At 67.3% G+C, this 13,722-nt stretch carries 12 protein-coding genes; 8 read left to right on the top strand and 4 right to left on the bottom strand.

Annotated features, from left to right (window positions below; genetic code table 11):
• Positions 1-310 precede the first annotated feature (310 nt).
• Positions 311-2,128, top strand: a complete 1,818-nt coding sequence (locus OG737_RS23480; protein WP_328928107.1) for a galactose oxidase-like domain-containing protein — start codon at positions 311-313, stop codon at positions 2,126-2,128.
• A 74-nt stretch (positions 2,129-2,202) separates the two neighbouring features.
• On the opposite strand, the gene OG737_RS23485 is transcribed toward OG737_RS23480, so the two are convergent.
• Positions 2,203-2,733, bottom strand: coding sequence for a GNAT family N-acetyltransferase (locus OG737_RS23485; protein WP_328928108.1), 531 nt, complete (start codon positions 2,731-2,733; stop codon positions 2,203-2,205).
• Positions 2,734-2,937: 204 nt separating this feature from the next.
• On the opposite strand from OG737_RS23485, the gene OG737_RS23490 reads away from it, so the two are divergent.
• A complete protein-coding gene (locus OG737_RS23490; protein ID WP_328928109.1) occupies positions 2,938-3,381 on the top strand; it encodes a rhodanese-like domain-containing protein in 444 nt (147 codons plus the stop codon).
• A 2-nt stretch (positions 3,382-3,383) separates the two neighbouring features.
• Here the strand turns inward: OG737_RS23490 and OG737_RS23495 are convergent, their stop codons facing one another.
• On the bottom strand, positions 3,384-4,325 hold the full coding sequence (locus tag OG737_RS23495) for a GNAT family N-acetyltransferase (protein WP_328928110.1): 942 nt from the start codon (positions 4,323-4,325) through the stop codon (positions 3,384-3,386).
• A complete protein-coding gene (locus OG737_RS23500) occupies positions 4,322-5,491 on the bottom strand; it encodes a lysine 2,3-aminomutase (protein WP_328928111.1) in 1,170 nt (389 codons plus the stop codon). The genes OG737_RS23495 and OG737_RS23500 overlap by 4 nt, the downstream gene beginning before the upstream one ends.
• An 886-nt stretch (positions 5,492-6,377) precedes the next feature.
• Between OG737_RS23500 and OG737_RS23505 the strand changes: the two genes are divergently transcribed.
• The 6 genes from OG737_RS23505 to OG737_RS23530 all read left to right on the top strand — a co-directional run bounded on the left by OG737_RS23505 (position 6,378) and on the right by OG737_RS23530 (position 13,506).
• Positions 6,378-7,676, top strand: a complete 1,299-nt coding sequence (locus tag OG737_RS23505) for a DinB family protein (RefSeq protein ID WP_405678106.1) — start codon at positions 6,378-6,380, stop codon at positions 7,674-7,676.
• 78 nt (positions 7,677-7,754) lie between these two features.
• A complete protein-coding gene (locus tag OG737_RS23510; protein WP_328928113.1) occupies positions 7,755-8,963 on the top strand; it encodes an MFS transporter in 1,209 nt (402 codons plus the stop codon).
• A complete protein-coding gene (locus OG737_RS23515; protein WP_405678103.1) occupies positions 8,960-10,174 on the top strand; it encodes an ATP-grasp domain-containing protein in 1,215 nt (404 codons plus the stop codon). Before OG737_RS23510 ends, OG737_RS23515 begins: the two co-directional genes overlap by 4 nt.
• A 2-nt stretch (positions 10,175-10,176) precedes the next feature.
• The gene (locus tag OG737_RS23520; protein WP_405678101.1) at positions 10,177-11,451 is read left to right on the top strand and encodes a SidA/IucD/PvdA family monooxygenase; all 1,275 of its coding nucleotides are present in this window, start codon (positions 10,177-10,179) and stop codon (positions 11,449-11,451) included.
• Positions 11,452-11,454: 3 nt separating this feature from the next.
• Positions 11,455-12,624 (top strand): aminotransferase class V-fold PLP-dependent enzyme, encoded by a 1,170-nt coding sequence (locus OG737_RS23525; protein ID WP_328928116.1) that lies wholly within the window; start codon positions 11,455-11,457, stop codon positions 12,622-12,624.
• Positions 12,625-12,702: 78 nt separating this feature from the next.
• Positions 12,703-13,506 (top strand): hypothetical protein, encoded by an 804-nt coding sequence (locus OG737_RS23530; RefSeq protein WP_328928117.1) that lies wholly within the window; start codon positions 12,703-12,705, stop codon positions 13,504-13,506.
• Positions 13,507-13,539: 33 nt separating this feature from the next.
• On the opposite strand, the gene OG737_RS23535 is transcribed toward OG737_RS23530, so the two are convergent.
• Positions 13,540-13,713 (bottom strand): hypothetical protein, encoded by a 174-nt coding sequence (locus OG737_RS23535; protein ID WP_328928118.1) that lies wholly within the window; start codon positions 13,711-13,713, stop codon positions 13,540-13,542.
• Between the last annotated feature and the right edge of the window lie 9 nt (positions 13,714-13,722).

Consider the following 13,722-nt stretch of genomic DNA (forward strand, 5'->3'; position numbering starts at 1 on the left):
GCGACAGCTGCCGTACGCGGGGCACCGGGGGCCGACGACGGCTGACGCTTCGGCAGGGGCGGTCCTGCCGTTCGGCGCGGGCGGCGTGTTCGTCTACGAAGAGTGACGGCCGTGCGGGGGACCGTGCCGGGGCCGGGGGGTCGGCGTGTCGGCAGGTTGGTGCTGGTCAGTGCCACCGATGGCTGCGCCCCGAGCGCCCGGTTCCGGCAAGCGCGCTGCGTGTATATCGTCATACATCTGTCGCTGTGGGTAACCATCACCCGAGGCAGGCTCCCCGCCTGTCCGCACGTGCTCACAGGTGAGGAGTCACATGTCACGCAGGCACCGCTCCAAGAGATTCGCGGCGTCGCTCTCCGCGCTCGCGGCCACCGCCCTCTTCGTCGCCGCCGTCCCGGCCTCCGCCCATGACGGGGCCAGTCATCCCGACGAGGCCGCCGAGGCGGCGGCACTGGGGGCCGAGCATGCTCAGGAGCATGCCAAGATCCGTGCGGCGGCCCAGGCTCTGGGCGGGTACTCCCAGCTGGCGCGGATCGAGAGCCTGAGCGATCTGACCAGGTCCCAGGAGCTGGCGAACTCGAAGTTCCACCCCAAGGAGTACGGGCAGTTCGCGGAGTACTTCCAGTCGCCCGATTTCGCCGCCCACATCGCCATGCTGCCCACCGGCAAGGTGCTGATGTTCTCCTTCGAGCGCGTGGAGACCGATCCCACGGAGGAGCCGGCACCGACCAACACGCTCGGGCCGGAGAACGCCGGCCGTGCCTTCCTGTGGGATCCGGCGAAGGGGACCGGCCCCGCCGCGTTCAAAAAGGTCACCCCGCCCGAGCTGGTCGTGCCGGACGGCACGGACGTGAAGCGCCCGGCCCCCTTCTTCTGCGCCGGGCACGCCTTCCTGCCCAACGGCATGCTCGGGGTGTTCGGCGGCAACCTCGGCTACGGCGGAGGCGCCGGAGCGAAGCTGTCCCTCGTCTTCGACCCGTGGACCGAGAAGTGGTCGGTCAACAAGGACATGGCGGTCGGCCGCTGGTACCCGACCGTCGCCACCGCCCCCGACGGGCGGCTGCTCATCATGTCCGGCCACACCGACAAGGGATGGGGTACCTCCACCTCGGTCGTCGAGCGGTTCCCGGCCAAGAGCCACCCGGTCCCGTTCGAGAAGACCGTGGTCCCGCGGGACGTTCCCACCGACACCCTTCGCGTCGACGCCCCGTTCGGTGAGGACAGCGACTACCCGCACCTGTTCACCCTGCGCGACGGCAAGGTGTACGGCCTGGGCCGCCACGCCACCCGGCAGTGGGCCTTCGACCCGGTCGCGGAGACGCGCGCGGACCTTCCGGCCCGCCCGGACGGCGTCCACCGCGGCTACGGCTCCGCGGTACCGCTGCCCGCCGGATTCCGCGGTCCGGACTCCGTACTGATCCTCGGCGGTGACCGCGACGACCCCAACACCTACCAGCTCGCGAACGGGGCGTGGGAGAAGAAGCAGCCGCGCGCCTTCGGCCGGACCCAGGACGACACCCTCCTCCTCCCGGACGCGAGCCTGCTGACGGTCAACGGCGCCTACGGCATCCGGGACTACGGAAACGGCGACTACAACCCCAAGTCCGATCTCAAGTACCGCCAGATCGAGACCCGCGACGCCCTCGGGGAGTGGCGGCTCGGTCCCGTGCAGCGGCTGCCGCGCGGCTACCACTCCAACGCCGTCGTGCTGCCCGACGGCCGGATCATGGTCACGGGTGACGAACTCCAGCAGCTCGCCAACGACCCGAAGATCGACGACGACATGAACGGCAGCATCGAGATCTTCGAGCCGGCCTACCTCCACCAGGGTGCCCGGCCCAAGCTCGACCAGGTGCCGGGCGGCCCCATCCGCTACGACTCCCGCTTCAAGGTGACGACTTCGACCCCGGGTCAGGTCAAGAAGGCCGTCCTGCTGGCGCCGACCACGGCGACCCACGCGGTCAACACCAGCCAGCGTCATCTGGAGCTGCGGATCGTCCAGCGTGAGGGCAACACGATCGGGCTCCAGGCCCCGCCCTCCGCCAATGACGCCCCTCCCGGCCACTACATGCTCTTCCTGCTGGACGAGAACGGGGTACCGAGCACCGCTAAGTTCGTGTCCCTGCGCTGAACGAACGGGAGCGACGGCCCGATTCCCGGAATCCCGGTCGGGCCGTCGCTCGCGCCGCACACCTCGACGTCGTCTCACGCGTCGAGGTCGGGGCCCTGCTCGATCGGTGTGAACGACGGGCCCGAAGGCACCAGCGATTCCGCCGCCCAGGTGTACTCGACTTCGGGCAGGGCAAAGCCCTGCTCGAACCGGCAGACGCGTTCATCCGTACGAACGGCACCGTGACGCACGTAGAAGGCGATGGCACGGGTGTTGGCACGCAGCACCTCAAGGTAGACGTCCCGCCCGGGATGCTCCGCGACGGCCCATGCGAGAGCGTGCCGCAGCAGCCGGCCGCCGATTCCGGAACCCGTACGGTCCGGCCGGGCATGCAGGTTGTCCAGGAGGAGCCGGCCGTCGGAGCAAGGGGTGATGTACACGAACCCGGCGATCTCGCGCTCTTCCACGGCCACGAACAGCCCCGCGGCCGGGTCCGGCTCGGTCAACCGCCCTTGCCAGAGCGCCAGTTTGTCCCCGAGCAAAGAGCGGCTCAGGAAGCTGTGCGGCATGATTCCCGCATAAGCCGTGCGCCAGCTGTCGGCGTGAAGAGCCGCGATCTGCTCCATGTCGCCCCGTGAACCTGCTCTGATCCGCATGGCGTCAAGCCTCGCGTATGAGCCCGGCGCTTGTCACATCGCGGCCCGTCTCCGGGTGTTCACTAACTCCTTCTCGGTTCAGCCGCATCCATTTTCTGCAGCTGCTTGCGAAAATACTGATCATGCTCATAGCCTGTGACGGACCGAACTGAAATGATTCGTCAAGGAGTAACAGTGTCCGAGAGTCACGAGCTCTTCGAGTTCCTCAAAGCCGAGAGCAAGATAGCCGGGGTGCCCACCACGGCAGAGCTGTCGGCTACGTATTTCCTGGCGAAGCTCGCCGCCGAATGCGACCCGTCGGACGTCGAACACGACATCTCCCACAAGATTCCGGGAGTGGCTGTCATCGATACGCGCAGCGCGGAGTCCTACCGGGAAGCCCACATACCCGGTGCTCTCAACCTGCCGCACCGCGACCTGTCGTCGGAGCACGTCGTGGGCTTGGACCGCGACGTCACCTACGTCACCTACGGCTTCGGGCCCGACTGCAACGCGGGCACCAAGGGTGCTGCGAAGCTCGCCGTCCTGGGTTTCCGGGTCAAGGAAATGATCGGCGGATTCGAATACTGGAAGCGTGACGGATTCCCGGTCGAATCCGGGAATCCGAACGCATCGTAACGTCAGTGTCGCGTTCCCCGGGGAGCCCCTGGGGAACGCGTTTCCATTGTGGCGAGGAACGGCGCGGAGAATTTATTGGCGTCGATGTCGGACTCGGTTATCAGAATTCCGTCGAGCGCCCTGTCCGCGCCTTCCGAAGGATGTGCATAGCCGAGGATCAGGCAGGGGTCGTTCAAGGCTGTGAGGCTCAGTACGAGATCCGCTTCGTCGCAGCCGGTCGGGTCGGCGAAATCCTGTGAGGGGACCGCTGTGAAACCCATGTTGACCTTGAACGAGAAGAGCCCCGCCTGGGTCAGGTGGCCGTACAGATTCGGCTCGTCCCCGAGTGTTGCCCACGTGTACCCCTTGCGCCGCGCGGTCTGCATGGCTGCGAAGTAGAGGGTGCGGGCCAAGCTCGACTTCCGCCAGGACTCGCTCACAGCCGAGAAGCGGATGCGGATCGCATCCTCTTCCGGGCACTCCAGCACCAGGCAGCCGCCCACCATCTCGTCACCGTCGAAGGCGAAGTGCGCGAAGTACTTCTGGGGTCCGTGCAGCACGGCTTCCCGGTGCCGCCGGGCGTACGGGACGCCGAACTGCATGCCGGCCACCCGCTCTTCATAGAGCGTGAGGAACCGGTCCAGTGCCTCCGCGTCGACCTGGTCTTGCACGACCTCCCGCAGCGACCCGGCGGCCCTGCGCTGAGCTCGCCGTATGTCCTGGCGCGACTTGTTGTCCAGGCGTGCGAGGAACTGGTCCTCGTCGGGTTCGAGCCGGGCGAGCCAGGTCAGCATCTCCGGCTTGCGTATGAACCCGCGGGCGGTGAGGTCGTCCCAGACGTCGGCCGGCGGCTTGAGCATCCTGACCACGTCGATGTGCTGGTCCGACGACAGCCAGGGCTCCGCGGTCAGATCCGTGGCTTCGATCAGGGCAACGGAGAGTCCATGCTCATCGATCATCTTCATGCTGTGTCCTCGGATGTCTGCGCCTCGCTTCCGGACGTGACGGAAGCATCGTTCTTCCTCCACCAGTCCTGGCCGCTCTGGGGGAGGGTCGGGATCGGATCATAGAACGGGTAGGCCTGTTGGGCGGCCGAGGGGTCACTGAGCTCAAGAGGAGTCCGGTAGTTCTTCGTCCAGTACGAGATCCCGCGTTCGCGGTCGTACGAGTCCACTTGGTCGATCCAGCGCTTCCCGACGAACGGGACGTCGCAGACGATGCGCGGGGTGGCGAAACCGGGCAGGTAGCCCATCATTCCGCGCTGCAGCGCCTGCGCCTCCCACACGGCCACCCGCCAGTGCTCGCTGTTCGGGATCATGTCGCAGAGGTAGAAGTAGTAGGGCATGATGCCCGCTCCGTCGAGCAGGGCGAAGCTCAGGTCGAGGAGGGCTTCGACGGAGTCGTTGACTCCGCGCATGAGGACGCCCTGGTTGCGCACGTCGCGGACGCCCGCCTCGAACAGTGCGGTGGTGGCGCGGGCCACGGCCGGAGTGACGGACTGCGCCGAGTTGGCGTGCGTGTGCACCGAGATCTGGACGCCGCGCTGGCGGGCCTTCGCGCACACCGACGCCAGTCCGTCGAGGAGGTCCTTCTGCAGCCAGTGCTGTGGGAGTCCGACAAGTCCCTTGGTCGCGAGCCTGATGTCGCGGATGCTCGGGATGTCCAGTAGCGCGTAGAGGAAGGCCTCCAGCCGGGGCCACGGCACGTTGGCCACGTCCCCGCCGGACACCACGACGTCGCGGATGCTCTGGCTGGCCCTCAGGAATTCCAGCATCCGCTCGAGCCGGTCGTTCGGCTTGAGCTCCAGGCGGAGCTTGGTGATCTGGGGGGTCGAGTTGCCGACCAGGTCCATGCGGGTGCAGTGCCCGCAGTACTGGGGGCAGGTGGAGACCAACTCGGCCAGGACCTTGGTCGGGTAACGGTGGGTCAGTCCTTCGACGGCCCACATCTCGGCCTCGTGCAGTGAGTCGCGGCTCGCGAACGGGTGCGAGGGCCACTCGGTGTGCCGGTCGCTGTAGACCGGCAGCATGTAGCGGCGCACCGGATCCGCGTACAGCCGGTCGGTGTAGCCCGGGTCGCCCGGGGCCAGGTCCGCCACCATGGTGTTCACCATCTGAGGTGTGATCAGCATGGACATGGTAGCCCGGTCGCTCTGGTCCCGTGTCAGGTCGGCCACGAATGACCGGTCGAGTCGGTGGCCGAAAACAGCCTCAAGCTGGCGGATGTTCTTTATGCAGTTGGACCGCTGCCATTGAGCCGAAGCCCATTCGTCGGCAGTTACGCCGGCCCACCCCGGAAACCTCGACCAGTCCGGTTCGGTCAGTGGCCGAAATGTGTACTCGTACGGCTGGGGTGCTCGCACCGCATTCTGTGAATCTATTGAAGAATGCGGAAGATGGTCCGAATTGATCTGAATCTTCATGCTATGCAGACCCAACGCTCAAGGCAGCCCAGGAGTCAGTCCTGCGACGCTCAGTGACAGTCTCAACAGGGAGCGACTTCGCTAGCGTGAACATATGGCAAATGAACCGCAGCGGACGCCCCTGGCGCGATCGACCCTATCTCTACCTGACGGTAATGACGTCGATCAAGACTTGACCTGGCTCTTTGGATGCGTTAATGCTCCAGACATAAAACAAGTGGAGTGAACCCTACCGCCTGCTATTCGGTGAGATGTCCGACTTTTCATGATCGTCGATCGTGTCCACGTGGTGGACATTTTTCATGAGCAACCATGAAGATATCGCTTGACAGTTCATGATCCCGGACCTGTAGGTTCGTGATCGCGGTGGGGGGAGAGGGCCGCTCTGTCCTTCCCCGCCGGTATCGGAGAAAGCCGCAGGGAAGGACATACCTTGGCAATCAAGTGGGCCGACCAGCATGATTTTCAGGCTCTTCTGAAGCGCTCTGAGATCGAAGACAAGCCCGTACTGCTGGACCTTCATTCGCCGGAGTGTTCAGGCTGTACCGGCCATGACCGGAGTATCTATTCCGACCCCGAGATCGCTCGGGACGTCATGGAATACACGCTCCCGGTACGTGTGGTCACGACCAACCCGGACCGCGCCAGCACCGAGATCATCAACAACCACATCTTCATCTGGTCGCCGACCGTGCAGCTGGTCGCACCCGACCAGACCCGCTACCACGAGTGGAACGGCGCCCCGCGGCGTACCCGACTCTCCGTCGGCTACCAGTCCGTCTTCCACGACACCGCAGGTCACCTGACCCCCGAGTCGTTCCGGGCGCAGCTGCTGGTCGGACGCGGCAAGGCGTCCCTCCGCAAGAAGAAGTACGGGGAGGCGATCCGCCTCTTCGACGAAGCGATCGCGCGTCACCCCCACGACCGGGTCACCGTCGAGGAGGCCGAGCGCTGGCGCAAGGTCGCCCGCGAGAGCGGCACGATCGAGACCTCGTGGGACATGCGGCAGCAGGTCACGACGTCGCCGCTCGCCGCCGCGGTGGAGCGTTTCGCGCAGACCGTGGCCGCCCTGCCGGACAGCGTCCTCATGAAGGACTGGATCGGCAAGCCGGGTCCGGGAGACTGGCAGTGGTATTCCGACTGCCTCCGTGAGGTCGTGCTCCAGGGCTACCAGGAGCTGTGCGACTTCGCCATCGTCGCCGAGCGCGAACGCGCCAAGCACGGACCGGAGTTCAACGACACGCACCGCCTGCTGGGCCAGCACCGCTTCGCGTACCGCGAGTTCCAGTCCCTCTTCGTCGGAGTGCCCGACTCACTTCTGGACAAGACTCCGCTGCGCTCCGAGCGGTCGATCCGCGAGAACCTCGCGCACGTGATCATGGCCGAGTGGTGGGCGTACCGGCCGCAGATCCTGCACGCGCTGGACCGCGGCCGCGCGGGCCTGTCGCCGGAGGTCGTGCCGGCCACCGACACCGTTGCCGAGCACGGCGAGCCGCTGGGAAGCCACGAGAGCCTGCACGAGCTCCTCGCCCTGTACGAGCGCCTTCACCTGCGGAACACCCAGGACTACTCGGATATCACCGAGAACGAACTGGGCATCAGGTCCGCCTGGTGGGAACTCGGTCCGGTCGAGCTGCGGTTCCGCCTCAAGCGGTACATCTGGCACCCGCGGGACCACGCCGTCTCGATCGACAAGATCCTCGACGCCTCCGGCCACCGCCACACGGCCAACCACCGTTTCGCGTCACGCCTGTTCAGCGGTCTGGGCACGGCCGAAGCGGCGCTCATCGGTGCCGACGGCTTCATGTCGGACCGTGTGGACGCTCTCACGGCCACGATCAACGAGCGTGCTGACGAGGCCACGCGCCTGCTGGGCCAGGTCACTGCAGTCTGATCACCAGTCAAACCGGGCCCGGTCCCGCATCCACAGAGTGCGGGACCGGATCCGGCTCCAGACTCGAGGAATCATTTCATGAGAGCCTTCTGGCTGCTTACGGGAGCCTCCGCGGTCTCCACGGTGGGCAACACATTTCTCTACATAGCAATACCGTGGGCTCTCCTGGAGTCGACCGACTCGAGCCTGCTCGCGGTCCTCAGCGTTGCCGCACAGACCGCGCCGTATCTCGCGGCGCCGTTCCTCGGCACGTTCATCGACCGCTACGACCGTCGATTCCTGTTCGCCGGCGGCGAGCTGGTCCAGGGTGCGTCGGTCGCGATCATCCCGCTCCTCCTCGCCTATCACCAGGTCGCGGCGGTGTTCGTATCGCTCTTCGTCCTCGGCCTGGCCAACGTGATCTCGGACGTCGCCGGTGACTACGGCCTCATCCCCGCCCTCGTCCCACGGGACCGGCTGGACAAGGCGTCGAGCCAGTTCACCTCGATTCTCCTGGTCGCCCGCTTCGTGGGTCCGGCCCTGGCCGGTTTCACCATCGCGGCCGTGGGAACCACGTGGGCGCTCGAGATCGACGCCGTGACCTTCCTCCTCACGGCCTTCGTCGTGGTCTTCATGCCCAAGGCCGAGCCCCAAGCGGCCGCCGCGTCCCTCTCCACGATGCTCAAGGAGGGGATCGCGTACTTCCGCGCCAGGCCGGACCTGCGCAGACTGACCATGGCGGTCGCGCTGTACAACTTGGGCGCGGGCGCGCTGGAACCCACCCTGCTCACCGTCGGCGGGGACCACTGGAACTGGTCCCCCACCGCGCTCGGTGTCGCGGTCTCGTGCGGAGCGGTGGCCGCCGCGCTCGGTGCCTGGCTCAGTCCGCGTGCCCTGGTCGGTGACAACCGCCGACGGCAGGTCACCCTGTGGCTGGGCGTCGCGGCGGTCGGTTCGCTGGGTCTGCTCGTGAGCGCCCCGCTCGCCGTGGTCGTCGGCTTCTGCATCCTGTGCCTGGGTGAGGGAGGCGTCAACGCGGCGACCATGGCCTACCGGCAGCAGGAGATTCCTGACGAACTGTCCGGCCGGGTCAACGCCGTGATCCGTACGTTCATCACCGGCGCAGTGCCGGTCTCGGCCTTGCTGCTGGGTCTCACCGCGAACCTCTCCGGGTCGCTGCAGGTGTTCTTCCCGGTGACCATCACCGCCCTCCTGGCCGTCTGTGTCTGGGCGTTCGCACGAGGCGGGGCGGGGCAGAAGCCCGCACCCGACCTGGTTTCCGCAACCGACACGAGGGCTGAGGCATGAAGAGCGTCTTGCTGATCAACACCAGTTCGGAGCCCGCCGCCCGCTTGATGCAGGAACGCGCCGGCATCCAGCTGTCGGTGATCACCACACCGAGCTATCGGCGCTTCTACGCGGATGACGCGGACGTCGTGGTCGTCGAAAGCGTCGAGGACCTCACCCAGGTCCGCCACGCGGCCCTGGAGATCCGCAGGCGCAATCCGTTCGCGTACGTGGTTTCGCCCTCGGAGCTGAGCCTCCAGGCGGGCGGATACATCCGTTCGTACTTCGGCCTGCCCGGCGCGGGCTACGAGGTCGCCAACGCCTTCTCCAACAAGCACGTCATGAAGCAGCGGCTCGCCGCGGCGGGGCTGCCAGTGGCCCGCTTCCAGCAGTTGAGCCAGTTCACCGATGCCTCTGAGGCGGCGCGGACGCTCGGCTGGCCGGTCGTCGTCAAGCCCGCCATCGGTGGCGGTTCCGAGGACGTCTTCGTCCTTCGGGACGAAGCGCAGGTCCGGGACCTGGCCACTGCGGAGCTCACTGCCCAACTCCGTGAGTCTCCGTACCCCATGGTGGCCGAGGAGTTCGTCGACATCGAGGCGGAATTCCACTGCGACGCCGTTGTCGTGGGTGGTGAAGTCCACTTCGCCGCCGTCTCCCGGTACTTCAGCCCCGTCCTCAAGAGTGTCGGCGAGCTCGTCGGCTCGTACACCCTGCCCGCCGGCCACCCGGATGCCGTCGCCGTTGCCGAGCAGCACGCGGCCGCGGTCAAGGCCCTCGGCCTCAGCGACGGAGTGACGCACCTGGAGGTCCTCAAGTGCTCCCGGGGATACCTGATCGGTGAGGTGGCCTGCCGCCCGGGCGGTGGTGGCATCGCCGAACAGCTCCTGCACCAGTACGGCGTCGACATCTGGATGGAGTTCCTCGCCACCTCCCTCGACGACCCGGTCACGGGCGTCCAGCTGGAGCCCGAGGACCACCTCATCCAGTACATGCTGCCGCGGCCGCCCGGCACCATCACTCACATCAGCACCGCCGAGGACCTGCTCCAGGTGCCCGGTGTCGTCTACGCGGACGTCCGGGCCACGACAGGGGACAGCGAGACGGGCGTGGTCCACTCGGCGACCTTCGCGGGCCTCGTACTGGTGCGGGCCGACTCCGAGGAACAGGTCCAGCAGCGCATCGCCGCGGTCGGCACGCACTACAAGATCGACGTACACACCGAGGAAGGCTGAACGTGGCAGGCAGCGAAGTAGCAGTACTCGGCATCGGTGCGGGCCCCGCCAACCTCGCGTTGGCGGTCGCTCTGGAGGAGCTGGCCCCCGAACTGGCCGGCGAGACCCTCCTCGTGGAGCAGAGCGAGAGCACGGTGTGGCAGCGGGGCCTGCTGATCCCCTGGGCGCAGAGCCAGGTCTCCTTCCTCAAGGACCTCGCCACGCTGCGCAACCCCCGCTCGCGCTTCACCTTCGTCAACTACCTGCACGAGACGGGCCGGCTCGACGATTTCATGAGCCTGGGGACCTTCACCCCGTACCGCAGTGAAATCTCGGACTACCTGCAGTGGGTGGTCGCCTCCCTGGAACGGGTACGGGTCCAGTACAACCGCCGAGCGGTGCGCATCGACCCCGTACGCGACGCATCGGGCGCGCTCTCCCGCTGGGACGTCCTCTTCTCCGACGGTTCACAGGTCAGTGCCCGCCATCTCGTGGTGGCGGGCGGCCGGGACCCGCGGATACCGGAGGTCTTCCAGGGGCTCCCGGCCGAACGGGTCGTCCACAGCAGCGAATACTCCGTACGGATCGCGGAGCTGCCCAGGGACGTCCCGCAGCGGGTCGTCGTCATCGGCGGCGCCCAGAGCGCCGTCGAAATGGTGCAGGCGGTCCGGCAGGACGTGCCGAACTGCTCCCCGGTCCTCGTGGTCCGCGGCATCGGGCTGACTCCTTACGTGTCCTCCAAGTTCACCAGCCGCTTCTACTCCGCGGCCGCCTCCGAGGAGTTCTTCGAGCTGGGCCCGGAGGGACGTGAACTCGTCCTCGCCGAGATGGCGCGCAGCAACTACTCGGGCGTCACGCCCGAACTGCTCGACAGCCTCTACCACCAGATGTACCGCGACCGGCTGGACGGGAAGGAAGGACTGCGCGTCCTCACCGCCACCGACGTCGTCACGGCCGTCGAGGAAGAGGACTGCGTCGTACTGACCCTGCGCGACCGCCGTACGGGACTGGAATCGGAGCTGCGCTGCGACCGCGTCCTCCTGGGCACCGGCTACGAGCCGTCCATGCCCGCCGGCGTCCGGCGCCTCGGGGACGAGCTGGGCCTGACGGAGCTCGAGATCACGCGCAACTACCGGGTCAGGACGGCCAAGGGGGACGGCGGCCCCACCGACAGCGCTCGCCTGTACCTGCAGGGCGTCAACGAATCCACCCACGGGATCGCGGACTCTCTGCTCAGCACCATGGCGACCCGCGCGGCGGACATCGTCACGGACCTGCTCTCCGCTGCGGGCGAATAGACGATGGACGTCGCGCAGCTGCGCGTGCAGACACCGGGCTGTGCGGAATCCGCCTACTTCGACAACGCGGGTTCCGCGCTCCCCGCGGAACGGGTCACCCGGACCGTCATCGACCATCTGCTCCTGGAGCAACGGGTCGGCGGCTACGTCGCCGCCGACATCGCCGCGGGCCGGCTGGACGCGGTGTACACCTCGGTGGCCCGCCTGATCAACGCGAAGCCGCACGAGATCGCCCTGGTGGAGAACGCCACTCGCGCATGGGACATGGCGTTCTACGCCATCCCGTTCAAGCCGGGTGACCGCATCCTCACGTCACGCAGCGAGTATCCGAGCAACGCCCTCGCCTTCCTCCAGGCACGCGAGCGCTTCGGGGTCGAGGTCGAGGCCGTCCCCGATGACGGGAACGGGCAGGTCTGTCTCGACGCCCTGGCCGAAAGGCTCGGGCAGGGCGGGGTCCGGCTCGTGGCCGTCAACCATGCGCCGACCTACGACGGCCTGGTGAACCCGGCGGCCGAAATCGGGGAGCTGGCCGCCCGTGCGGGCGCCCTCTACCTGCTGGACGCCTGCCAGTCGGTCGGCCAACTGCCGGTGGACGTCAGGCGCATCGGCTGCCACCTGCTCTCGGCGACCGGGCGCAAGTATCTGCGGGGACCCCGCGGCACCGGCTTCCTGTACGTGTCCGAGGAAGTGGTGGACCAGCTGGACCCGCCGCTGCTCGATCTGCGGGCGGCCACCTGGACCGGTCCTGAGTCCTTCGAGTTGAAGGCGGATGCGAAGCGCTTCGAGACCTGGGAGCGCAACGTGGCTGGGCTCCTCGGACTGGGAGCGGCCGTGGACGACCTCCTCGACCTCGGCATCGAGGCGGTCCGGGAGCGGATCGCGCTGCTGTCGGACAGCCTGCGGTTCGGTCTCTCCCGCCTGCCGGGGGTGGCGGTCTGCGACCGCGGCGCGGTCCGGAGCGGCATCGTGACGTTCGTCAAGGACGGCTGGAGCCCGGAGGACCTCGTCGCCAGGCTGCGGGAGGAAGGCGTGACCACCGACTTCTCCTTGCCGTCCCGCGCCCGGTTCGACATCCGCGCCGACAAGCCAGCGGTCGTCGTCCGAGCGTCGGTCCACTACTACAACACCCTTGCCGAGCAGGAACAACTCATCAATGCGGTGGCCGGTTCCTGAACCGGCGGACCGCCATGGAGCCCCCACCAGTCCAACTCTGGGCGTGAACACGTGATCGAAACCCATACATACGAATTCATGGCCGTCGATGCGCCGCTCGACGAGCTGCAGATGGCTGACGTGCAGATGCTGTCCAACTGGTCGTGCGACAGTCCGAAGACTCTCGTGGCCAGCTCGGTGGTCAGGCCGTTCCACACGGACCCGCGGGCACTGATGGAACGGTACTTCGACGTTCATCTCGCAGTCTCCCCGTGGGGGACCCGCGAGGTCATCTTCAGGCTGCCGCAGGAGTGCCTCTCCGTCCCGCTGGCCAGGCGCTACGGAGTGGAGGCCTGGTCCGTCGACGAGCACACGCTGGTCGTACTCCGCACCGACTTCGCCGGCGGCGCGGCGTACACGCCGGTCGAAGACTCGCTCAGCCGGCTGGCGAGTGTACGGGCCGAGCTCGCGACCGGAGGCCGCCGCGCCCTGTACCTCGCGTGGCTGGCCTCACTGGGCAACCCGGACCAATACGGTGCGTCGGAGGTGCAGGAGCTGGAAGCCGAGGAGGAGCCGCCGGTTCCGGCCGGGCTGACCACCTTGGGACCCGGGCTCTGCGCGCTCGCGGAGATCCTCTGTGTGGACCCCCGGCTGCTGCAGGTCGCCGGCAGCGCGAGCCCCGATGCCCAGTCTCATTCCCAGGCGCATCAACAGAAGCTGAGCCAGTGGATCCACCGGCTCCCGGACGTGGACAAGAACCGCTTGCTCCTCCAGGTACTCCAAGGAGGCACGGAGCTCCCGATGCAGGCCCGGCGGTCACATCCTCCGTCCCGGGCGTCCCACCGGTCCGTGGCGGACCTGGTGCGCGCGGCATTGGCGGTCAGCCGCGCGGATGCCGCATGAACCACGGGTGGGCGGCCTGACCTGCCGCTTCGGTCAGGCGTTCGTCCGGCGCTTGGTGCGCAGGAGGAAGAGGGTCAGGGCAGAAGCGAGGGCCACCGTGCCCGTGCTGACGCTGATGGCGATCTGCTTGCCGCCGTCGAAGGCGAAGCTGGTGGAGACGTTCACGGCGACGGCCGCCACGAGGAGGATCCAGAGCAGGGCCTTCATGGCCGTTCC

Source organism: Streptomyces sp. NBC_00122 (assembly GCF_045160845.1).
Classification (GTDB): Bacteria; Actinomycetota; Actinomycetes; order Streptomycetales; family Streptomycetaceae; genus Streptomyces.